Raw genomic sequence first — 20,554 nt, forward strand, 5'->3', positions numbered from 1 at the left:
ACGTCGCGTGGAATTCGCTTTCTATTTCGCTGCCGGCGTCGCCGTACTGGCCACGCTGCGGGTCATCACCAACAGCAACCCGGTGCATGCCCTGCTCTACCTGATCATTTCCCTGCTGGCCATCTCGATGACCTTCTTCAGCCTCGGCGCACCCTTCGCCGGCGCCCTGGAGATCATCGTCTACGCTGGCGCCATCATGGTTCTGTTCGTCTTCGTGGTGATGATGCTCAACCTCGGCCCGGCCGTGGTCGAGCAGGAGCGCAAGTGGCTCACGCCCGGCATCTGGGTCGGGCCTTCGGCCCTGGCCCTGGTCCTGCTGGTGGAACTGCTGGTGGTCCTCGCCCGCACCCCGAGCGGTGCCGGCATCGGCCATACCACGGTAGACGCCAAGGCGGTCGGCATCAGCCTCTACGGCCCGTACCTGCTGGTGGTCGAACTGGCCTCCATGCTGTTGCTCGCGGCCCTGGTCGCTGCCTATCACCTGGGTCGTCAAGACGCCAAACAATAAAGGTTCGGCGGGCGCCCTGCGCCCGCCCCAAGGGAACGTAACGCTATGAACGCAATACCACTGGAACACGGCCTGGCCCTCGCCAGCGTCCTGTTCGCCCTCGGACTGGTCGGCTTGATGGTGCGACGCAACATCCTGTTCGTACTGATGAGCCTGGAAGTGATGATGAACGCCGCCGCCCTCGCCTTCGTGGTCGCCGGCAGCCGCTGGGGCCAACCCGACGGCCAGGTGATGTTCATCCTGGTGCTGAGCCTCGCGGCCGCCGAAGCGAGCATCGGCCTGGCGATCCTGCTGCAACTGTATCGCCGCTTCCACACCCTCGATATCGACGCTGCCAGCGAGATGCGCGGATGAACCTTCTACCTCTTACCTTCCTGTTCCCCCTGGTCGGCTTCCTGCTGCTGTCGTTCTCCCGCGGCAGGTGGTCGGAAAACCTTTCGGCGCTGGTCGGCGTCGGCTCGGTCGGCCTCTCCGCCCTGAGCGCGGCCTGGGCCATCTTCAGCTTCCACAGCAGTCCGCCGGAAGGCGGCGCCTACAGCCTGGTGCTGTGGCAGTGGATGGCGGCCGGCGACTTCAGCACCAACTTCACCCTGTACCTGGACGGCCTCTCGGTAACCATGCTCGGCGTGGTTACCGGCGTCGGCTTCCTGATCCACCTGTTCGCCTCCTGGTACATGCGTGGCGAAACCGGCTATTCGCGCTTCTTCGCCTACACCAACCTGTTCATTGCCAGCATGCTGTTCCTGGTGCTGGGCGACAACCTGCTGTTCCTCTACTTCGGCTGGGAAGGCGTGGGCCTGTGCAGCTACCTGCTGATCGGCTTCTACTACAGCAATCGCAACAACGGTAACGCGGCGCTCAAGGCATTCATCGTCACCCGCGTCGGCGACGTGTTCATGGCTTTCGGCCTGTTCATCCTGTTCCAGCAGTTCGGCACCCTGAACATCCAGGAGCTGCTGGTGCTGGCGCCGCAGAAGTTCCCGGAAGGCAACCTCTGGCTGACCCTGGCGACCCTGGCCCTGCTCGGCGGTGCGGTCGGCAAGTCCGCCCAACTGCCGCTGCAGACCTGGCTGGCCGACGCCATGGCCGGCCCGACCCCGGTCTCCGCGCTGATCCACGCCGCCACCATGGTGACCGCCGGCGTCTACCTGATCGCCCGTTGCCACGGCCTGTTCACCCTGGCCCCGGACATCCTCGAACTGGTCGGCATCGTCGGCGCGGTGACCCTGGTCCTGGCCGGCTTCGCCGCCCTGGTGCAGACCGATATCAAGCGCATCCTCGCCTACTCGACCATGAGCCAGATCGGCTACATGTTCCTCGCCCTCGGCGTCGGCGCCTGGGACGCGGCGATCTTCCACCTGATGACCCACGCCTTCTTCAAGGCCCTGCTGTTCCTCGCCTCGGGCGCGGTGATCATCGCCTGCCACCACGAGCAGAACATCTTCAAGATGGGCGGCTTGTGGAAGAAGCTGCCGCTGGCCTACGCCAGCTTCGTGGTCGGCGGTGCGGCGCTGGCCGCCCTGCCCTTCCTCACCGCGGGCTTCTACTCCAAGGACGAGATCCTCTGGGAGGCCTTCGCCAGCGGCCATCGCGAACTGCTGATCGCCGGCCTGGTGGGTGCGTTCCTGACCTCGATCTACACCTTCCGCCTGATCTTCGTCGCCTTCCACGGCGAGCCGAAGACCGAAGCCCACGCCGGCCACGGGATTTCCCACTGGTTGCCGCTCAGCGTGCTGATCGTCCTGTCGACCTTCGTCGGCGCCCTGATCACCCCGCCGCTGGCTGGCGTCCTGCCGGAAAGCGTCGGCCACGCCGGTGGCGAAGCCAAGCACAGCCTGGAACTGGCCTCGGGCGCCATCGCCATCGCCGGCATCCTGCTGGCCGGCCTGCTGTTCCTCGGCCAGCGCCGCTTCGTCAGCGCCCTGGCGAAGAGCGCCCCGGGTCGCTTCTTCGGTACCTGGTGGTACCACGCCTGGGGCTTCGACTGGCTGTACGACAAGCTGTTCGTGAAACCCTACCTGCTGCTCTGCCAATTGCTGGGGCGCGACCCCATCGACCGTACCCTGGGCGTCGTTCCGTTCAGCGTGCGCGGCGGACACAACCTCCTCAGCCTCACCGAGAACGGCCGCCTGCGCTGGTACGCCGCTTCCCTGGTGGGTGGCGCCGCCATCCTGCTCGGCGCGCTGCTGCTGGCCTAACGAATTCACGGAGAGACTGAGCCTGTCATGATTCTGCCCTGGCTAATCCTGATCCCCTTCATCGGCGGTTTCCTCTGCTGGATCGCCGAACACAGCAGCAAGACCCTGCCCCGCTGGATCGCGCTGCTTTCGATGACCCTGGTCCTGATCCTGAGCCTGTGGATCTGGGCCACCGGCGACTTCCAGCTGGCGCCCGCGCCCGGCGGCGAGCCGGAATGGACCCTGCAATTCAAGGTGCTGTGGATCGAGCGTCTCGGCATCAGCGTCCACCTGGCGATGGATGGCCTGTCGCTGCTGATGGTCGCCCTCACCGGCCTGCTCGGCGTGCTCTCGGTCCTCTGCTCGTGGAACGAGATCCAGCGCCGCATCGGCTTCTTCCATCTGAACCTGCTGTGGATCCTGGGCGGTGTGATCGGCGTGTTCCTCGCCATCGACCTGTTCCTGTTCTTCTTCTTCTGGGAAATGATGCTGGTGCCGATGTACTTCCTCATCGCGCTGTGGGGACACAGCTCCGATGACGGCAAGAAGACCCGCATCTACGCCGCCACCAAGTTCTTCATCTTCACCCAGGCCAGCGGCCTGGTGATGCTGGTGGCGATCCTCGGCCTGGTGTTCGTCAACTTCAATGCCACCGGCGTGATCACCTTCGACTACGCCACCCTGCTGAAGACCCAGCTGAGCCCCCACGTGGAATGGCTGCTGATGCTCGGCTTCTTCGTCGCCTTCGCAGTGAAGATGCCAGTGGTGCCGGTGCATTCCTGGCTGCCGGACGCCCACGCCCAGGCGCCCACCGCCGGCTCCGTGGACCTCGCCGGCATCCTCCTGAAGACCGCCGCCTACGGCCTGATCCGCTTCGCCCTGCCGCTGTTCCCCAACGCCTCGGCGGAATTCGCGCCGATCGCCATGTGGCTCGGCATCATCGGCATCTTCTACGGTGCCCTGCTGTCCTTCGCGCAGACCGACATCAAGCGCCTGGTCGCCTACTCCAGCGTTTCGCACATGGGCTTCGTGATGATCGGCATCTACTCCGGCAGCCAGGTCGCGCTGCAGGGCGTGGTGGTGCAGATGATCGCCCACGGCCTCTCCGCCGCGGCGCTGTTCATCCTCTGCGGCCAGCTCTACGAGCGCCTGCATACCCGCGACATGCGCAAGATGGGCGGCCTGTGGTCGCGCATGCCCTACCTGCCGGCGATCAGCCTGTTCTTCGCCTCGGCGTCGCTGGGCCTGCCCGGCACCGGCAACTTCGTCGGCGAGTTCCTGATCCTGATCGGCGCCTTCAAGGTGGTCCCGGTGATCATCGTGATCGCCACCTTCGGCCTGGTCTTCGCCTCGGTCTACTCGCTGATCATGATCCACCGCGCCTACTTCGGCCCCAGCCAGTCCGACGAGCCGATCCTCGGCCTCGATGCCCGCGAACTGAGCATGGTGCTCGGCCTGGCGGTCCTGCTGGTCCTGCTCGGGGTCTACCCGCAGCCGGTGCTGGACATCTCCGCGGCCAGCATGCACGGCGTGCAGCAATGGCTGGGCGCAGCCCTTTCCACCCTTGCAGGACGGTAGTCGCGAAATGACCTTTACGATCCAACACTTCATCGCGCTCCTGCCACTGCTGATCACCAGCGCCACCCTGGTGGTGGTGATGCTGGCGGTAGCCTGGAAACGCAATCACTCGTTCACCGCCACCCTCTCGGTGATCGGCCTCAACCTGGCCCTGCTGTCGCTGCTGCCGGTCCTCGGCGTCACCCCGATCGAGGTGACCCCGCTGGTGCTGGTGGACAACTACGCCTGCTTCTACATGGCCCTGGTGCTGGTCTCCGCCCTGGCCTGCGTGACCCTCGCCCACGCCTACATGGAAAGCTATCCGGGTAACCGCGAAGAGCTGTACCTGCTCCTGCTGCTGGCCACCGCCGGCGGCCTGGTGCTGGTCAGCGCGCAGCACCTGGCCAGCCTGTTCATCGGCCTGGAGCTGCTCTCGGTCCCGGTCTACGGGATGGTCGCCTACGCCTTCTTCAACAAGCGCTCGCTGGAAGCCGGCATCAAGTACACCGTGCTCTCGGCCGCCGGCTCCGCCTTCCTGCTGTTCGGCATGGCCCTGCTCTACGCCGAGTCCGGTACCCTGGGCTTCGCCGGCCTTGGCGCCAAGGTTGCCGAGCACGTGCTGAGCGGTCCGCTGGTCAGCGTTGGCGTCGGCATGATGCTGGTCGGCCTGGGCTTCAAGCTGTCGCTGGTGCCCTTCCACCTGTGGACCCCGGACGTCTACGAAGGCGCCCCGGCACCGGTCTCGGCGTTCCTCGCCACCGCCAGCAAGGTCGCGGTGTTCGCCGTGCTGCTGCGGCTGTTCCAGATCGCCCCGGCGGCCCTGGACAACCAACTGCTGAACATCTCCCTGAGCGTCATCGCGGTCGCCTCGATCCTCTTCGGCAACCTGCTGGCACTGACCCAGAGCAACATCAAGCGCCTGCTCGGCTACTCGTCCATCGCCCACCTGGGCTACCTGCTGGTCGCCCTGATCGCCAGCAAGGGCATGGCCGTGGAAGCGGTCGGCGTCTACCTGGCCACCTACGTACTGACCTCCCTCGGCGCGTTCGGCGTGATCACCCTGATGTCCACCCCGTACAGCGGCCGCGACGCCGATGCGCTGTTCGAGTACCGCGGCCTGTTCTGGCGCCGGCCGGTGCTGACCGCGGTGATGACCGTGATGATGCTGTCGCTGGCAGGCATCCCGCTGACCGCCGGCTTCATCGGCAAGTTCTACGTGATCGCGGTCGGCGTCGAGTCGCACCTGTGGTGGCTGATCGGCGCCCTGGTGCTGGGCAGCGCCATCGGCCTGTACTACTACCTGCGGGTCATGGTCACCCTGTTCCTGGTCGAGCCCGGCATCCGCCAGCACGACGCACCGTTCAACTGGGGCCAGCGCGCCGGCGGCATCATGCTGGTGGCCATCGCCCTGCTGGCGTTCTTCCTCGGCGTCTACCCGCAGCCGCTGCTGGAAATCCTCCAGCATTCCGGCCTGGCCCTCGCCGGCTGAGTCGCCCGCTCCACGAAAACCCCGCCTCGGCGGGGTTTTTCTTTGGCCCGCCCCACGCACCCTGCCCCGCTGCCGTGGCATGCTCCGCGCTCCATGGATGAACCCGGAGGCCTCATGCCCACCTTCCACGATATCGACGTCCTGCGACACAACAGCGCCAGTTGGGACGCCCAGGCCGCCCGTGACTGCGAATGGTCGCGACCGGTCAGCGCCGAAGAGGTCGCCGCCGCACGCCGCGGCGACTGGGCGGTGAAGCTGACCCCGGGCGCGTTACCCGCTCACTGGCTGGGCGACGTACGCGGCCGCGAGATCCTCTGCCTGGCCTCGGCCGGCGGCCAGCAGGCGCCGATCCTTGCCGCCGCCGGCGCACGGGTCACGCTGTTCGACGCCTCGGCGGGACAGCTGGACAAGGACCGCCAGGTCGCCGCCCGCGACCGCCTCGAACTGGCCTGCGTGCAGGGCGACATGCGCGACCTCTCGACCTTCGCCGATGTCTCCTTCGACCTGGTCTTCAATCCCATCTCCAATCTCTACGTCGACGATGTCCTGCCGGTCTGGCGCGAATGCGCGCGGGTGCTGCGGCCGGGCGGCAAGCTGCTGGCGAGCTTCTACAACCCGGCGCTGTTCATCGAGGACCGCTCGCCGGAACTGGCAGAGCAGGGCCTGATCCGGCCGCGACATCGCCTGCCCTACTCCGACCTGGAAAGCCTCTCCGCCGAAGCCCTCGCGGCGAAGCGCGAGAAAGGCGAAGCCCTGGTGTTCGGCCATAGCCTGACCCAGCAGATCGCCGGCCAGCTCGCCGCCGGCCTGCTGCTGCAGGATTTCTACGAAGACTGGCAACCGCACCCGCGCTTCGTCATCGACCGCTTCATGCCGACCTTCCTCGCCACCTGCGCGCTCAAGCCGAGGTCCGCCGCCGGTTGATAGCGGCGAGCCCTGAGGAGTGCCGGCAAGTGCTGCTCCATGTCCAGTTGCGCAACGGTCGCGATGTACCGGGTTCGACGCACTGTTAGCCGAAGGCCCCAGGCACTGCCTGGAGCGGCTCAGCCACGACAGCGCCGTCCATGATGCTTCAAGGCCTGAAACGAACAAGCCCCGCATTCGCGGGGCTTGTCTGCCACGGGCGCGACTCAGGCCTGTGGTTCTTCCTCGCGACCAGTGAACAGGTCCCAACTGGCCATGAACAGCGCGGCGATCAGCGGGCCGATGACGAAGCCGTTGAGGCCGAACAAGGCCATGCCGCCGAGGGTGGAGATCAGCACCACGTAGTCCGGCATCTTGGTGTCCTTGCCGACCAGGATCGGGCGCAGGATGTTGTCCACCAGGCCGATCACCACCACGCAGAACAGGATCAGCACTACGCCCTGCCAGATCGCCCCGGTGAGCAGGAAATAGGCCGCCACCGGCGCCCAGATCAGCGCCGCGCCGATGGCCGGCAGCAGCGACAGGAAGGCCATCAGGGTGCCCCAGAGCAAGGCGCCCTCGATGCCCAGCACCCAGAAGATCAGGCCGCCGAGAGCGCCCTGGGTGGCAGCCACGGCGATGTTGCCCTTCACCGTGGCGCGGATCACCGTGGTGAACTTGGCGAACAGGTGGTGCTTGTGTTCCTGGCTCAGCGGCACCGCCTGCTTGATCCGCCGGCCGAGCACGCGACCGTCGCGAAGGAGGAAGAACAGCAGGTAGAGCATGATGCCGAAGCTGATGACGAAGTCGAGGGTGTTCTGGCCGATGCTGAACGCCTTGGTCGCCACCACCTGGCTGGCCTGCATCGCCACCGAGGAGAGCTTCTCCTGCAGGCTCGAGAGATTGGCCAGGTCGAAGCGCTCCAGCCACTGGTGCACCGATGGCGGCAAGGCGGCCACCGCCTGCTGCAGGTAGGCGGCGAAGTTCAGTTCGCCGGACTTGACCCGCTGGTAGACGCTCGCGCCTTCCTGCACCAGCGAACCGGCGATGAAGATCACCGGGATGATCACGATCAGCACGCAGATCAGCAGGGTGATCAGCGCGGCGAGGTTCTTCCGATCCCTCAGACGCACCTGCAGGCGGCGTTGCACCGGGGCGAAGATGATCGCCAGGATGGTGCCCCAGAACACCGCGCCGTAGAACGGCAGCAAGAGCCAGCCGAAGGCGAGCGTGACCACCGCCAGCAACAGGAGAAAAGTCCGGGATTCCAGTTTCGTGTCGAGCATGTCCAATCCATCTGGCAGTGGGAAGCAAAGCATTAGTCAGCCGGCGGAGGTGGATCGTTCACGACTGCCGGCCGACTCCGCCGAATAATGACAGGAAGGCTCTGTGGCGCACCACTGCCGGCTGGCTCTTTTGCCGGCAGCGGTCGCGCGGGGGAAGGGTCAGATGCGGAACTGACCGACCAGCCGGCCCAAGCCCTGGCCCAGTTGCGCCAGGCTGCGGGCGGTCTGCGCGCCCTGCTGGGCCTCGTCGGCGACGCTGTCCACCGCGCCGGCGATCTGGTGCACGCTGCGGTTGATCTCCTCGGCCACCGCGGTCTGTTCCTCGGCGGCGCTGGCGATCTGCGCGTTCATCGCGTTGATGGTGGCAATCAACTGGGCGATGGCGTCCAGCGAATCGCCGGCCTGGTTGGCCTGGTTGCTGGTGCCCTCGCCGGCCTCGCCGGAACGGCGCATGGCGTCGACCGCGGCGTTGGTGCCCTGCTGCAGGCGATCGATCATGCCCTGGATTTCCTGGGTGCTCTGCTGGGTGCGGCTGGCCAGCGCCCGCACTTCGTCGGCGACCACCGCGAAGCCACGTCCGGCCTCGCCGGCACGGGCCGCCTCGATGGCCGCGTTGAGCGCCAGCAGGTTAGTCTGTTCGGCAATCGAGCGGATCACCCCGAGCACGCTGACGATCGACTGCACGTCCTGTTGCAGGCTGTCCAGCGAGGAACCGCTGTCGCGGATCTCGTCCACCAGCGCGTGGATGCGCTCGATGCTGCCGTCCACCACGCGCTTGGCCGCCTGGCCTTCGTGGTCGGTCTGCTGCGCGGCCTCGGCGGCGCGCTGGGCGCTCTGCGCCACTTCATGGGCGGCGGCGGACATCTCGTTGATCGCGGTGGCGACCTGATCGGTCTCGTGGCGCTGGCGCTCCATGGCCTGCTCGGAACGCTCGGCCTGGGCCGACATCTGCTCCACCAGTTGCTTGAGGTCGCCGGTCATCCCGGCGATCTGCCGCACCAGACCGTGGATCTTCTCGACGAAGCGGTTGAAGGAACCGGCCAGCTCGCCCAGCTCGTCGTGGCTGGTCACCGGCAGGCGGCGGGTCAGGTCGCCCTCGCCGGCGGCGATGTCGTCGAGGTTCTGGCGGATCTGGTGCAGCGGACGCAGCATCGCGTTGGCCACCGCCAGGCCGATCACCAGCAGGACCACCAGGAGGACCCCGGCGATCGCCACGATGCTGGCGATCAGGGTGCCGATACGCTCGTCGATGGCTTGCTTGATCTCCACCAGTTGGGCCTCGACGCCGTCGAGGTTGATCGCCGAGCCGATCACCATGTCCCACTTCGGCAGGTACAGGGTGTACGACAGCTTCGGCACCATGACGCTTTCGTTACCTGGCAGCGGCGAGGTATAGGTCACGTAGTGGCTGCCGTTCTTGCCTGCCTCCACCAGTTCGCGGTTGAGGTAGACGCCGCTGGGATCGCGGCGGTCGCGGAAGCTCTTGCCGACGTCCACCGGGCTGTCGCCACGGAACAGGCGCACCACCTGGGAGTCGTAGCCGAAGATATAGCCGTCCTTGCCGTACTTGACCTTCGACAGGCGCGCAATGGCCTCGGCGCGGGCGTTCAGGTCGCCGTTGGCCGAGCGGTCGTACTCGGCCTGGATACTGCCCATGGCGATCTGCACATAGTGCTCGAGTTCGGCACGACGGTCGCCGAGCAGGCGCTCGCGGGTATCCTTGACTTCGGTATCAGCCTGTTTTTTCAGGATCAGCACCGCTCCGCCGCTGAGCACCAGGGCGAAGAGCAGCACCGGCACCATGGCCAGCAGGAGGACTTTGGATTTCAGGGTCAGACGCATCATCAACTCCTAGCATGACGCCCAATAAAAAACGGGATTCCCGTTTCATCGGCAATCCCGTCGGAAGCTTAAGCGGCCGGCCCGACATTCCGTCAGGCGACCGCCCGAAATGGGACTCAGAGCAACATCGCGGCGGCCCAGCCGAACACCAGCAACGGCAGGTTGTAGTGCAGGAAGGTCGGCACCACGGTGTCCCAGATGTGATTGTGCTGGCCGTCGACGTTGAGCCCGGAGGTCGGCCCGAGGGTCGAGTCCGACGCCGGAGAACCTGCATCCCCCAGCGCGCCGGCGGTGCCGACGATGCTGACGATGGCCAGCGGGCTGAAGCCCAGTTGCACCGCCAGCGGGACGAAGATCGCGGCGATGATCGGCACGGTGGAGAACGACGAGCCGATGCCCATGGTGACCAGCAGGCCGACCAGCAGCATCAGCATGGCGCCGACCGCCTTGCTGTTGCCGATCCAGGCCACCGAGGCGTCGACCAGGCTCTGCACCTCGCCGGTGGCCTTCATCACCTCGGCGAAACCGGCCGCGGCGATCATGATGAAACCGATGGTGGCCATCATCTTCATGCCTTCGGTGAACAGGTCGTCGGTCTCCTTCCAGCGCACCACGCCGGACAGCGAGAAGACCACAAAACCGACCAGCGCGCCGATGATCATCGAGTCCAGCCACAGCTGCACGACGAACGCGGCGACGATGGAGACCCCGGCCACCGCCAGGCTTTTCGGGCTATAGCTGACATCGACGCGTTCGGCCTGCTCGATCCGCTGCAAGTCGTAGACGCGCTTGCGGCGGTAGCTGAACAGCACCGCGATGAGCAACCCGGCGAGCATGCCCAGGGCCGGGATGAACATGGCGTGGGTGACGTTGATCCCGCTGACGTCGACGCCGTTGCGCGCCACGTTGGCCAGCAGGATTTCATTGAGGAAGATGTTGCCGAAGCCCACCGGCAGGAACATGTACGGGGTGATCAGGCCGAAGGTGATGACGCAGGCGATCAATCGCCGGTCGATCTGCAGCTTGCTCAGCACATAGAGCAGCGGCGGCACCAGCAGCGGGATGAAGGCGATGTGGATCGGCAGGATATTCTGCGAGGATACCGCCACGCAGAGCAGCAGGCCGACCAGAATCCACTTGAACGCACCGGCGCCCTTGCCCTGCTCGTCGTGCCGGCCGAGCAGCGCCAGGACCTTGTCGGCCAGCGCATGGGCCACGCCGGAGCGAGCGATGGCCACGGCGAAGGCGCCGAGCATGGCGTACGACAGGGCCACCGTGGCGCCGCCGCCGAGGCCGCCGTTGAAGGCCTTGAGAGTCCCCTCCAGGCCTAGGCCACCGAACAGTCCGCCGACCACCGCGCCGATGATCAGCGCCAGCACGACATGCACACGGCAAAGGCTGAGGACGAGCATCAGTGCGACCGCCAGCACCACTGCGTTCATCGTTGAACTCCTTGCAAATGAAACGAACCCGGCCGCCTGCGACCGAAAAAAGGGGCGTACTCTGCTACAGCCATCCCCGCCTGTCAAAGCCGCGCATGGGCGAATGTCGCCTGGCTATAAACCGTTGTGCACGGTTCTTGCGTGCGATTCGCCGCACGACGGCAATCCGGCGCCAGCGAACGAACCGTCGTCAAGAATGGGCGAGCCCTGCCGATAAGCCTTGGGCCCCCGCAGTTTCTTCGTACAAGGACCCCTCCCATGTTCCTTCGCCGCCTGTCCATCCAATGGAAGATCACCCTGCTGGCAGGCCTCTGCCTGCTCGGCGTGGTCGCCTTGCTGGTCGGCCTTTCGGTCTACCGCATGCAGCACAGCAGCGTACTGGTGAAAAGCGCCAGTACGCAGATGCTCGACGAATCGGCGCGCCTGCGCCTGGAAGCCCGCGGGGAATTGCAGGCGTTGCGCATCCAGCGCTATTTCATGGATGCCTTCCAGTACGGCAAGGGTTTCTCCCGGCAGATCCTGTTCCTCCGCGACCAGGCGCAGAAGCGCTTCCTCGACGCCTACGACCTGCGCGAAGACCTGACCCGCCAGGTGCGCACCGCGCTCGCCGCCAATCCCGAGGTGCTCGGCCTGTACGTGGTCTTCGAACCCAACGCACTGGACGGCAAGGACGAACTGTTCGTCGACCAGCCCGCCCTGGGCAGCAACGACAAGGGACGCTTCTCCCTGTACTGGGCGCAGGCCACGCCGGGACAGCTGGAGTCCGAGTCGATGGTCGAGTCCGAACTCGCCGACACCAGCAGCGGGCCCAGCGGCGCGGCCTACAACGCCTGGTACACCTGCCCGAAGGAAAGCGCTCAACCCTGCGTGCTCGATCCCTACTTCGACAAGGTCGGCGAGCGCCAACTGCTGATGACCAGCATCGCCTTCCCCCTCGAACTGGATGGCAAGGTGATCGGCGTGATGGGCCTGGACATCAACCTGAGCAATCTGCAGGCGCTCAGCGAACAGGGCAACCGCGAACTCTACGACGGCGTCGGCCAGGTCGGCATCCTCAGCCCGGCCGGGCTGTTCGCCGGCAACAGCCGCGACGCCGGCCTGCTCGGCAAGAACCTGGCCAAGGCGGATCCGCAGCACGCCGGCGAACTCCTGCAACTGCTGGCCGCCGGCAAGAGCCAATTGTTCAACGAGAACGACGACCTCAAGGTGCTGCAACCGTTGCAGCCGATTCCCGGCGCCAAGCCCTGGGGCGTGCTCCTCGAAGTGCCGAAGAGCGCCCTGCTCGGCCCGGCCCTGGCGCTGGAGCGGCAACTGGACGACATGCGTCGCGAAGGCACCTGGGTCGAACTGGGCCTCGGCCTCGGCGCCGCGGTGCTCGGCCTGCTGGTGCTGTGGTTGACCGCCCGCGGCGTGACCCGGCCGATCCTCGGCGTCGCCCACATGCTGCGCGACATCGCCAGCGGCGAAGGCGACCTGACCCAGCGTCTGCCGCACACCGGGCGCGACGAGCTGGGCGAACTGGCCGGATGGTTCAACCGTTTCCTCGACAAGCTGCAGCCGATCATCCGCGACGTGAAGGTCTCGGTGCGCGATGCGCGCAGTACCGCCGACCAGTCGGCGGCGATTTCCAGCCAGACCAGCGCCGGCATGCAGCAGCAGTTCCGCGAGATCGACCAGGTCGCCACCGCATCCCACGAGATGACCGCCACTGCCCAGGACGTCGCCCGTAGCGCCGCCCAGGCCGCCGACGCCGCGCGCGGTGCCGACCAGGCGACCCGCGACGGTCTGGCGCTGATCGACCGCACCACCCAGAGCATCGACAGCCTGGCCGCCAACCTGACCAGCGCCATGGGCCAGGTCGAGCAACTGGCCAGCAGCAGCGAGGAAATCGGTTCGGTGCTGGAAGTGATCCGCGCCATCGCCGAGCAGACCAACCTGCTGGCGCTCAACGCGGCCATCGAGGCGGCCCGCGCCGGCGACGCCGGCCGCGGCTTCGCGGTGGTCGCCGACGAAGTGCGCAACCTCGCCCGGCGCACCCAGGACTCGGTGGAACAGATCCGCGGGGTGATCGAAGGCCTGCAACAGGGCACCCGCGACGTGGTCGACGCCATGCACGGCAGCCATCGCCAGGCCCAGGGCAGCGTCGAGCAGGTGGATGAAGCGGTGGCCGCGCTGCAACGGATCGGCGAGGCGGTGACGGTGATCAACGACATGAATCTACAGATCGCCAGCGCCGCCGAGGAACAGAGCTCGGTAGCCGAGGAGATCAACCGCAATGTCGCGGCGATCCGTGACGTCACCGAGTCGCTGTCGAGTCAGGCCGAGGAATCGGCCCAGGTCAGTCAGTCGCTGAACCGCCTGGCCAACCACCAGCAGGGCCTGATGGAACAGTTCAAGGCCTGACCGTTCACGGCCTGAATAGCGCCGGGGGGCCGTAGGTCCCCCAGATCGCCAGGCGGGCCAGCGAGCGCAGCCAGCCACGCAGACGCGCCGGGGCTCCCGTCTCGGCCACCTTCGCCGCCGGCGTCCCGGCCTGCCGCGGCTCGCCGCGCTCGCTGCGCAACGCGTTTTCCACGGCCTGCTCGTAGCGAGCCTGCGCGGGTAACCGCGGCGACCGCCCCTCCTCTCGCTGTCCACTGGACTCGCCCAACAGGAACACCAGCACCGGCAGCATCAGCGCCCAGCGCCAGCGGCCCGTACCCGTCCGCCGTTTCATCGTCCAAGACCTCCTTGCAAGAAGCCCGGGATGCTAGGGAAAGCGCAGGAGGAAATCTTGCCGGGACTGTCGGCAAATGGTGAAGAACTGTTAAGCCCTGGCGGCGCGGCCGCTCTTCTGCAACGGCAACTCGACGCTCACCCGCAGGCCGCCCAGCGGGCTGTCCTCGAGACTCAGGCGGCCACCGCAGGCCTCGGCGATGTCGCGCGCGATGCCCAGGCCCAGGCCATGCCCGCTGACCTGCTCGTCGAGCCGGGTACCCCGCTCGAGCACCGCCTGGCGCTGGTCGGGGAGGATGCCGGGGCCGTCATCGTCGACCTTCAGGCGGACCATGCCCTCGCCCTGCGCGACGGTCAGGCGGACTTCGCTATCGGCCCACTTGCAGGCGTTGTCCAGCAGATTGCCGAGCATCTCCAGCAGGTCCTCGCGGTCCCATGGCAGGCGCAGCCCCGGTGGCGCGCTCCAGCTCACCTGCAGGTGCGGGCCGTGGATCAGGCGCAGGGTGTCGCACAGCGACGGCAACTCCTCGGCGCAATCGAAATGTGCGCCAGGCAGCGCTTCGCCGACCAGGCGCGCCTTGCCCAACTCGCGACCGAGGCGCTGCTGGATCTGTTCCAGTTGCTCGCGCAGGACCTGTTGCAACTCCGGCTGGCGCGCCATCTCCTCGCGCTCGGCGAGGCTGACCAGCACCGCCAGCGGCGTCTTCAGGGCGTGACCGAGGTTGCCCAGGGCGTTGCGCGAACGCTTCAGGGTCTCCTCGGTGTGTGCCAGCAGGTGGTTGATCTGCTCCACCAGCGGCTCCAGCTCCTCGGGAGCCTGGTTGTCCAGTTGGCTGCGCTGGCCCTGCTGCAGCTGGGCGATCTGCAGGCGCACCTCCTCCAGCGGACGCAGCGAACGACGCACGGTCAGGCGCTGCAACAGCAATACCAGGAGCAGCGCCAGGGCGCCGGCGCCCAGACCCATCCACTGCACGCGGGCGAAGCTTTCCAGGATCGGCGTATAGTCCTGCGCCACCACGATCCGCAGCTTCTGGCCCATGCGCTTGTAGTGGCCGCGGAACACCAGCAGTCGCTGCTCCTCGGGCCCATCGACCAGGCCCTGCACCAGCCCTTTCTTGTGCGGCACCTCCAGCTCGCTGTCCCACAGGGAGCGTGAGCGCCAGGTGTCCTTTTCCAGCTCGATGACGAAATAGCGCCCGGAATACGGGCGCTGGAACGCCGGGTTGAGGCGTTGCTCGTCCAGTTGCATGCCGTTCGGCCCGCGCACCATGGCCACCAGCAGATTCTCCGCCTCCTCGCGCAGGTTGCCGGCGAAATAGCGCCGCAGGCCCTGGTCGAACAGCCACAGGCCGGTCTGCGCGAGGACCAGCCCGACCACCAGCAGCACCGCGAACAGGCCGACGCTCAGGCGCCGCTGGATCGACCTCATCCGGCGGCCACCCCGGCGTAGCGGTAGCCCTGGCCACGGCGGGTCTCGATCACCTCGCGGCCGAGCTTGCGCCGCAAGTGGTTGACGTGGACCTCGATGACATTGGAATCGCGTTCGGTCTCGCCGTCGTACAGATGCTCGGCCAGGTGCCCCTTGGACAGGACCTGGCCGGGGTGCAGCATGAAATAGCGCAGCAGGCGGAATTCGGCGGCGGTCAGGTCGACGTCGGCGCCGTTCAGGCACACGCACTGGCGCTGCTCGTCCAGGCGCAGCCCGGCGGCCTCCAGCTGGCTCTGGTTGGCCAGCCCATGGGCGCGGCGCAACAGGGCCTGGATGCGCAAGGCCAACTCTTCCGGATGGAACGGCTTGGTCAGGTAGTCGTCGGCACCGGCCTTGAGGCCATCGATGCGTTCGGCCCAGGAACCGCGCGCGGTGAGGATCAGCACCGGAGTCGCGAGTCCCAGCCCACGCCACTCCTGGAGTATCTCCAGGCCGGGGCGCCCGGGCAGGCCGAGGTCGAGGATGATCAGGTCGTAGGGCTCGCTGGCGCCCTGCACCGCCGCGTCGCGGCCGTCGGCCAGCCAGTCCACCGCGTAGCCCTGGCGGGTCAGGCTGGCCATCAGTTCGTCGGCCAGGGGAACGTGATCCTCAACCAGCAGCAACCGCATCAGTCGTCTTCCTCGTCCTTCAGGATGCGGCCGTTGCGGGCATCCAGTTCCAGTTCACGCACGACGCCGTCGCGGGTGAGCAGTTCCACCTCGTAGACATAGACGTCGTCTTCCTCTTCCAGCTCGACCTCCAGCAGGCGCGCCCCGGGGTAACGCCCCAGGGCTTCCTGCATGAGGGATTCGAGCGGCTGTATCACACCGTCCTGGCGCAGGCGCAGGACCTCGTCCTGGTCCAGGTCGCGCGCCATCGCCTCGAGGCTGATGACCGCCAGGACCAGTGCGATGATCCCGGCGTAGCGCATGAGCCACTTCATCAGTCGTCCTGGTGGTCCTTGAGCACGGCGCCGGTAGCGGCATCCAGCTCCAGGTCCCACTTCACGCCCTGCGGGTCGCGCAACTCGACCTGGTAGATGTAGCGGCCGTATTCCTCTTCCAGCTCGGTATCGTGGACGCTCGAGCCGGGATGCTTGGCGATGGCGTTCTTGTTCAGCTCTTCGAAGGACTTGATGGTCCCGGCGTCACGCAGCTTCAGCGCCTCGTCCGGGCCGAGGTCGCGGGCCTGGGCCAGGCCGGCAGTCAGGGCGATGGCGGTGGCGGCGAACAGGGCAGTCAGTTTCTTCATGGGAATCTCTCCGTGGGAATCAATCGTGTTGCTTTCGACGGTTTGCAGATTAACCGGGCGCTCTTAATTGAAGCTGAATTTGCCGCAAGGACATGGCCGGGGCGTGCCATAGGGTAACGGAAAGCCTCTGCGATGGGGCTCGCCGGCGTTCGAAAGCGCTTGGTCCTGCGACAACTCGTCCTATAATCGCCGGTCCGCAAGGGAGAAGACCAGCATGCCAGCCATCCAGATCAAGTCCCCCGCACTGACCCTCAAGGCCGGTCGCCGCGCCCTCGCCCGCATCCGCGAGCGCGGCCTGCAGCCGACCGACGTCGGCATCGTCCCCGGTGCCGCCGGCGGGCCAAAGGCGCTGGGCATCCAGGGACTGGACCTGGCGATCTTCGGCGAGTGGCTGCCGCGCGCCCCGCGCGAACGCTCGCTGATCGGCGCCTCCATCGGTTCCTGGCGCTTCGCCAGCGCCTGCCTGCCCGACGCCGTGGCCGGCCTCACCCGCCTCGGCGAGCTGTACACCCGGCAGCGTTTTCCCAAAGGCGTGAGCATCGCCGAAGTCTCGCGCAAGTGCGCGGCGATGCTCGACGACCTGCTCGCCGGCCAGGACGCGCGGATCCTCGACAACCCGCTGTACCGCCTCAACGTGGTGGTGGTGAAGAGCCACGGGCGCCTCGCCCACGACCACAAGGCCAGCCTCGGCCTGGGGCTGTCCTCGGTGATCCGCGACAACCTGATCGGCCGCCGCCACCTGCACCGCCACTTCGAACGGGTGATCCTGCATGACGCCCGCCAGGCGCCGCCGCTGGCCACGCTGACCGACTTCCCGTCGCGCTACCTGCACCTGGACGGCGGCAACCTGCGCCAGGCGCTGCTCGCCTCCGGCTCGATCCCGATGGTCATGGAAGGCGTCCGCGACCTGCCTGGCGCCGGCCCCGGCACCTACCGCGACGGCGGCCTGCTCGACTACCATCTCGACCTGCCCTACGAGGACCGCGGCGTGGTGCTCTACCCGCACTTCACCGACAAGGTGATCCCCGGCTGGTTCGACAAGGGCTTGCCCTGGCGCCGTGGCGACGCCGGGCGCCTGCAGGACGTGCTGCTGCTGGCGCCGTCGCGCGAGTACCTGGCGCGCCTGCCGCACGCCAAGCTGCCGGACCGCAAGGACTTCACCCGCTACCTCGGCGACGACGACGGCCGCGAGCGCTACTGGCGCCAGGCGATGGCGGAAAGCCGCAGGCTCGGCGACGAATTCCTCGAACTGGTCGACGGCGGCCGGCTCGGCGAACGCCTGCAAGCGCTGGACTGAGCCGCCACCGACGAGAAGGATCCTGCATGAAACTGGCCGTAGCGCTGATCCACGGCATCGGCGACCAGCCCGATAGCCGCGACGAGGACGGTCTGCACAGCTACGCCCGCGAACTGGTGGCGGCGCTGCGCCGACGTCTCGGCGCGGAAGCCGGCGAGGTGGCCTTCCAGAGCCTGTACTGGGCCAGCGTGCTGGACGCCCGCGAGCTGGACTACCTCAAGCGCATCGAGCGCGAGCCGCTGGGCTGGCGCTGGCTGCGCCGGGCGGTGACGCTGTTCCTCGGCGACGCCAGCGGCTACCGCAAGGTCAGCGCCGCCTACGACACCACCTACCAGCAGGTCCACCAGCACGTGCGCAGCGGGATCATGGCCCTGCGCGCGAAGGTCGGGCCGCAGACGCCGCTGGTGATCCTCGCCCACTCCCTGGGCGGGCACATCGTATCCAACTTCATCTGGGACCAGCAGAAACTCAACCGCACGCCGAGTTGCTCGATCGACCCCTTCCTCGGCCTGGAAACCCTGGCCGGGCTGGTCACCTTCGGTTGCAACATCCCGCTGTTCACCTTCGCCTACGAGAAGGTCTGTCCGATCCGCTTTCCCGGCCACTGCCTGCCCCCGGCCATCCGCCAGCAGGCACGCTGGCTGAACGTCTACGCGCCGGCCGATCCGCTCGGGTATCCGCTGCGGCCGTTGCAGAACTACACCGCGGTCGTCCACGAGGACCTCGCCCTGCCGGTCGGTCCCTGGTACAAGCGGCACACCCCGTTGAGCCACATGGAGTACTGGAACGATGCGCGCTTTCACGATTACCTGGCGGACTACCTGCGCCGCCTGTTGGCTGCTGGCCTCGAGCCTGCCGGCGCTGGCCGCGCCCTCCCCGCAGGCGAGCCAGGAGATCGGCCGCTTGCTGAGCTTTGTTGAAGACAGCGGCTGCACCTTCATCCGCAACGGCAGCGAATACCCGGCCGCGGAAGCCCGCGCCCACCTGCAGAAGAAGCTCGACTACCTGGAGCGCAAGGATCTGGTCGCCAGCAGCGAGGACTTCATCGAGCGCGCCGCGACCCAGAGCAGCCTCAGCGGCAAGCCCTACCAGGTGCGCTGCGCCGGGCAGACGCGCAACTCCGCCGACTGGCTGAACCAGGAGCTGCGGCGTCTGCGGCAAGCCCCCTGATCAACCGGGATGGCCGTCGACCCGCGAACGACACAGCATCGGCGCGTAGCACCAGGCGAATAGCAGGAACGCCATAGCCCACAGTCCGCCTGCCAGGGGCAGCACCCAGTTCGCCGGCAACAGGCTGGGCAGGAACACCCGCGCCGCGCAGCCGAGATTGAGCAGGGCGAAAGCCCAGGGCATCGCTGCCGGCGGTTGCAGCGCGCGACCGGTATGGCCGAGAGTGACCCGTGCCAGCATCGCCAGGATCAACCCGCCCATGCCGCCCACCGCCAGCGCGTGCAGCGCCTGGCTCGGCGCCAGCGCCAGGCCCAGGCTCCAGAGCGCCATGCCGAGCGGCGCCACGGCGATCCAGAAATACGCCAGGTGCAGCGACCAGAGCAGCGGCACCTGCCAGATGCCGCGATCGCGCCAACGCCACAGGCGCCACAGTTGCGCACCGCCGAGGGCGGCGAACAGTCCTGCAAGCCAGGGCGTCGGCTGCGCCGTGACGCCCGCGGCGGTGAGCAGCGCCACCAGCACGCAGCCCAGCAGGATGCCATTGTCCAGCCAGGCGATCGCCGGCACCTGCTGCTGGCGGCCGAGACCGCGCTGGGTGAAGAACGGGATCACCCGCCCGCCGATCAGGTTCATCATCCCGGCGATCAGCCATAGCGCGGCGATGGAGGCACGCCGTTGCCAGTCGTCGTTGCCCTCGAACAGGCCGAGCAGGACCAGGGCGTCGGCCAGGGTCAACAGCAGCAACAGGCCCACCACCGGGTAATTGCGCTTCTGCCGCACCCGCCACAGGCTGCGGCCGATAGCCCAGGCCAATAGCGGCAGGAAGCTCAGTTGCAGCACCAGCAGCAGCGCCAGCGGCGCATCGAATAGCCAGGCCAGGCGCGCCGCCAGCCAGAGCCCGGCGAGCAGGGCCAGGGGTTTGCCCTGCAGGCCGGGTACGCCGGTCCAGGTCTGCACGGCGGTCAACAGGAAGCCGGCGATGATCGCCACACCGAAACCGAAGAGCATTTCGTGACGATGCCAGGCCAGCCAGCCTCCGACCGGTTGCCAGCCGCTCCAGAGCCCGGCCAGCGCCGCCAGCCAGAGCGCGATGGCGAGCACCGCGAACAGCGCGCCGCCGAGGAAGAACGGGCGGAAGCCCAGGCGCCAGATCGGCGGTATGGCCATCAGCCTGGAACGATCAAGCACTTGCACAGCAGACCTCCCAACCGGGTCGACGCATGCGGAACAGCGCGCTCAGGCGCATCACGTAGCCAATCTTCAACAGTGTCGGGCCGAGGATCACCAGCGCATGGGAAAACACCAGCGCCGGCATGTTCAGGTAGCGGTCGAGGAAATAGGCGGCGATCACGCCGGCGACGAGCAGCGCCAGGCCGGCCGCCAGCAGCCCGTGACCGATCCGCAGCACCCGCCGTGGACAATCGAACAGAGCGTTCATCTCGATCTCCT

The 20,554-nt window shown here is 67.2% G+C and carries 20 protein-coding genes; 10 read left to right on the forward strand and 10 right to left on the reverse strand.

What is annotated here, in order from left to right:
• The first annotated feature begins 7 nt into the window (after window positions 1–7).
• The 6 genes from nuoJ to VQ065_RS19000 all read left to right on the forward strand — a co-directional run bounded on the left by nuoJ (window position 8) and on the right by VQ065_RS19000 (window position 6,655).
• On the forward strand, window positions 8–508 hold the full coding sequence (nuoJ, locus tag VQ065_RS18975; RefSeq protein ID WP_003090473.1) for an NADH-quinone oxidoreductase subunit J: 501 nt from the start codon (window positions 8–10) through the stop codon (window positions 506–508).
• Between the two features lie 45 nt (window positions 509–553).
• Complete coding sequence (gene nuoK / locus VQ065_RS18980) at window positions 554–862, forward strand: NADH-quinone oxidoreductase subunit NuoK (RefSeq protein WP_003090475.1); 309 nt, start codon at window positions 554–556, stop codon at window positions 860–862.
• Window positions 859–2,706 (forward strand): NADH-quinone oxidoreductase subunit L, encoded by a 1,848-nt coding sequence (nuoL, locus tag VQ065_RS18985; protein WP_003090477.1) that lies wholly within the window; start codon window positions 859–861, stop codon window positions 2,704–2,706. Before nuoK ends, nuoL begins: the two co-directional genes overlap by 4 nt.
• A 27-nt stretch (window positions 2,707–2,733) precedes the next feature.
• Window positions 2,734–4,263, forward strand: a complete 1,530-nt coding sequence (nuoM, locus tag VQ065_RS18990) for an NADH-quinone oxidoreductase subunit M (RefSeq protein WP_003090479.1) — start codon at window positions 2,734–2,736, stop codon at window positions 4,261–4,263.
• Window positions 4,264–4,270: 7 nt separating this feature from the next.
• On the forward strand, window positions 4,271–5,731 hold the full coding sequence (gene nuoN, locus VQ065_RS18995; protein ID WP_003090482.1) for an NADH-quinone oxidoreductase subunit NuoN: 1,461 nt from the start codon (window positions 4,271–4,273) through the stop codon (window positions 5,729–5,731).
• Between the two features lie 114 nt (window positions 5,732–5,845).
• Window positions 5,846–6,655 (forward strand): class I SAM-dependent methyltransferase, encoded by an 810-nt coding sequence (locus tag VQ065_RS19000; protein ID WP_003090485.1) that lies wholly within the window; start codon window positions 5,846–5,848, stop codon window positions 6,653–6,655.
• Between the two features lie 206 nt (window positions 6,656–6,861).
• On the opposite strand, the gene VQ065_RS19005 is transcribed toward VQ065_RS19000, so the two are convergent.
• The 3 genes from VQ065_RS19005 to VQ065_RS19015 form a co-directional block, all read right to left on the reverse strand.
• Window positions 6,862–7,920, reverse strand: coding sequence for an AI-2E family transporter (locus VQ065_RS19005; protein WP_003090487.1), 1,059 nt, complete (start codon window positions 7,918–7,920; stop codon window positions 6,862–6,864).
• A 159-nt stretch (window positions 7,921–8,079) separates the two neighbouring features.
• Window positions 8,080–9,765: a methyl-accepting chemotaxis protein gene (locus VQ065_RS19010; RefSeq protein WP_003138923.1), complete on the reverse strand. Its 1,686-nt coding sequence runs from the start codon at window positions 9,763–9,765 to the stop codon at window positions 8,080–8,082.
• Window positions 9,766–9,878: 113 nt separating this feature from the next.
• Window positions 9,879–11,204, reverse strand: a complete 1,326-nt coding sequence (locus tag VQ065_RS19015; protein WP_003090489.1) for a Na+/H+ antiporter family protein — start codon at window positions 11,202–11,204, stop codon at window positions 9,879–9,881.
• Between the two features lie 258 nt (window positions 11,205–11,462).
• On the opposite strand from VQ065_RS19015, the gene VQ065_RS19020 reads away from it, so the two are divergent.
• Window positions 11,463–13,607: a methyl-accepting chemotaxis protein gene (locus tag VQ065_RS19020; RefSeq protein ID WP_003090491.1), complete on the forward strand. Its 2,145-nt coding sequence runs from the start codon at window positions 11,463–11,465 to the stop codon at window positions 13,605–13,607.
• Window positions 13,608–13,611: 4 nt separating this feature from the next.
• On the opposite strand, the gene VQ065_RS19025 is transcribed toward VQ065_RS19020, so the two are convergent.
• The 5 genes from VQ065_RS19025 to VQ065_RS19045 all read right to left on the reverse strand — a co-directional run bounded on the left by VQ065_RS19025 (window position 13,612) and on the right by VQ065_RS19045 (window position 16,638).
• Window positions 13,612–13,920 (reverse strand): hypothetical protein, encoded by a 309-nt coding sequence (locus tag VQ065_RS19025; RefSeq protein WP_003090492.1) that lies wholly within the window; start codon window positions 13,918–13,920, stop codon window positions 13,612–13,614.
• A gap of 90 nt (window positions 13,921–14,010) precedes the next feature.
• A complete protein-coding gene (carS, locus tag VQ065_RS19030) occupies window positions 14,011–15,348 on the reverse strand; it encodes a two-component system sensor histidine kinase CarS (RefSeq protein WP_003090493.1) in 1,338 nt (445 codons plus the stop codon).
• Complete coding sequence (carR, locus tag VQ065_RS19035; protein WP_003090494.1) at window positions 15,345–16,016, reverse strand: two-component system response regulator CarR; 672 nt, start codon at window positions 16,014–16,016, stop codon at window positions 15,345–15,347. The genes carS and carR overlap by 4 nt, the downstream gene beginning before the upstream one ends.
• Window positions 16,016–16,330, reverse strand: a complete 315-nt coding sequence (locus VQ065_RS19040; protein WP_003131079.1) for a PepSY domain-containing protein — start codon at window positions 16,328–16,330, stop codon at window positions 16,016–16,018. Before VQ065_RS19040 ends, carR begins: the two co-directional genes overlap by 1 nt.
• Complete coding sequence (locus tag VQ065_RS19045; protein WP_003090497.1) at window positions 16,330–16,638, reverse strand: PepSY domain-containing protein; 309 nt, start codon at window positions 16,636–16,638, stop codon at window positions 16,330–16,332. Before VQ065_RS19045 ends, VQ065_RS19040 begins: the two co-directional genes overlap by 1 nt.
• Before the next feature lie 214 nt (window positions 16,639–16,852).
• Here VQ065_RS19045 and VQ065_RS19050 point away from each other — a divergent pair, with 214 nt between their 5' ends.
• From VQ065_RS19050 to VQ065_RS19060, 3 genes are read left to right on the forward strand one after another with little or no spacing between them, the layout of a single operon-like run.
• Window positions 16,853–17,935, forward strand: coding sequence for a hypothetical protein (locus tag VQ065_RS19050; protein WP_003090498.1), 1,083 nt, complete (start codon window positions 16,853–16,855; stop codon window positions 17,933–17,935).
• Window positions 17,936–17,961: 26 nt separating this feature from the next.
• A complete protein-coding gene (locus VQ065_RS19055; protein ID WP_003090499.1) occupies window positions 17,962–18,855 on the forward strand; it encodes a hypothetical protein in 894 nt (297 codons plus the stop codon).
• The gene (locus tag VQ065_RS19060) at window positions 18,839–19,105 is read left to right on the forward strand and encodes a YfeK family protein (RefSeq protein ID WP_003090500.1); all 267 of its coding nucleotides are present in this window, start codon (window positions 18,839–18,841) and stop codon (window positions 19,103–19,105) included. Before VQ065_RS19055 ends, VQ065_RS19060 begins: the two co-directional genes overlap by 17 nt.
• Here the strand turns inward: VQ065_RS19060 and VQ065_RS19065 are convergent, their stop codons facing one another.
• Entirely contained in the window at window positions 19,106–20,299 is a 1,194-nt protein-coding gene (locus VQ065_RS19065; protein WP_003090501.1) for an NnrS family protein, read from the reverse strand. It lies immediately after the preceding gene.
• Window positions 20,286–20,543, reverse strand: a complete 258-nt coding sequence (gene ppyR / locus VQ065_RS19070) for a psl/pyoverdine operon transcriptional regulator PpyR (RefSeq protein ID WP_003090502.1) — start codon at window positions 20,541–20,543, stop codon at window positions 20,286–20,288. Before ppyR ends, VQ065_RS19065 begins: the two co-directional genes overlap by 14 nt.
• Between the last annotated feature and the right edge of the window lie 11 nt (window positions 20,544–20,554).

The sequence above is a fragment of the Pseudomonas sp. KBN10P06128 genome (genome assembly GCF_037574945.1).
Classification (GTDB): domain Bacteria; phylum Pseudomonadota; class Gammaproteobacteria; order Pseudomonadales; family Pseudomonadaceae; genus Pseudomonas; species Pseudomonas aeruginosa.

Bases quoted from the DNA above. Each gene is read 5' to 3' on its own strand.
- nuoK (WP_003090475.1), top strand. From the start codon at position 554: ATGAACGCAATACCACTGGAACACGGCCTGGCCCTCGCCAGCGTCCTG.
- VQ065_RS19015 (WP_003090489.1), bottom strand. From the start codon at position 11,204: ATGAACGCAGTGGTGCTGGCGGTCGCACTGATGCTCGTCCTCAGCCTT.
- nuoM (WP_003090479.1), top strand. From the start codon at position 2,734: ATGATTCTGCCCTGGCTAATCCTGATCCCCTTCATCGGCGGTTTCCTC.
- nuoL (WP_003090477.1), top strand. From the start codon at position 859: ATGAACCTTCTACCTCTTACCTTCCTGTTCCCCCTGGTCGGCTTCCTG.
- VQ065_RS19050 (WP_003090498.1), top strand. From the start codon at position 16,853: ATGCCAGCCATCCAGATCAAGTCCCCCGCACTGACCCTCAAGGCCGGT.
- VQ065_RS19010 (WP_003138923.1), bottom strand. From the start codon at position 9,765: ATGATGCGTCTGACCCTGAAATCCAAAGTCCTCCTGCTGGCCATGGTG.
- VQ065_RS19020 (WP_003090491.1), top strand. From the start codon at position 11,463: ATGTTCCTTCGCCGCCTGTCCATCCAATGGAAGATCACCCTGCTGGCA.
- carR (WP_003090494.1), bottom strand. From the start codon at position 16,016: ATGCGGTTGCTGCTGGTTGAGGATCACGTTCCCCTGGCCGACGAACTG.
- ppyR (WP_003090502.1), bottom strand. From the start codon at position 20,543: ATGAACGCTCTGTTCGATTGTCCACGGCGGGTGCTGCGGATCGGTCAC.
- VQ065_RS19025 (WP_003090492.1), bottom strand. From the start codon at position 13,920: ATGAAACGGCGGACGGGTACGGGCCGCTGGCGCTGGGCGCTGATGCTG.
- VQ065_RS19005 (WP_003090487.1), bottom strand. From the start codon at position 7,920: ATGCTCGACACGAAACTGGAATCCCGGACTTTTCTCCTGTTGCTGGCG.
- VQ065_RS19040 (WP_003131079.1), bottom strand. From the start codon at position 16,330: ATGAAGTGGCTCATGCGCTACGCCGGGATCATCGCACTGGTCCTGGCG.
- VQ065_RS19045 (WP_003090497.1), bottom strand. From the start codon at position 16,638: ATGAAGAAACTGACTGCCCTGTTCGCCGCCACCGCCATCGCCCTGACT.
- carS (WP_003090493.1), bottom strand. From the start codon at position 15,348: ATGAGGTCGATCCAGCGGCGCCTGAGCGTCGGCCTGTTCGCGGTGCTG.
- VQ065_RS19055 (WP_003090499.1), top strand. From the start codon at position 17,962: ATGAAACTGGCCGTAGCGCTGATCCACGGCATCGGCGACCAGCCCGAT.
- VQ065_RS19000 (WP_003090485.1), top strand. From the start codon at position 5,846: ATGCCCACCTTCCACGATATCGACGTCCTGCGACACAACAGCGCCAGT.
- nuoN (WP_003090482.1), top strand. From the start codon at position 4,271: ATGACCTTTACGATCCAACACTTCATCGCGCTCCTGCCACTGCTGATC.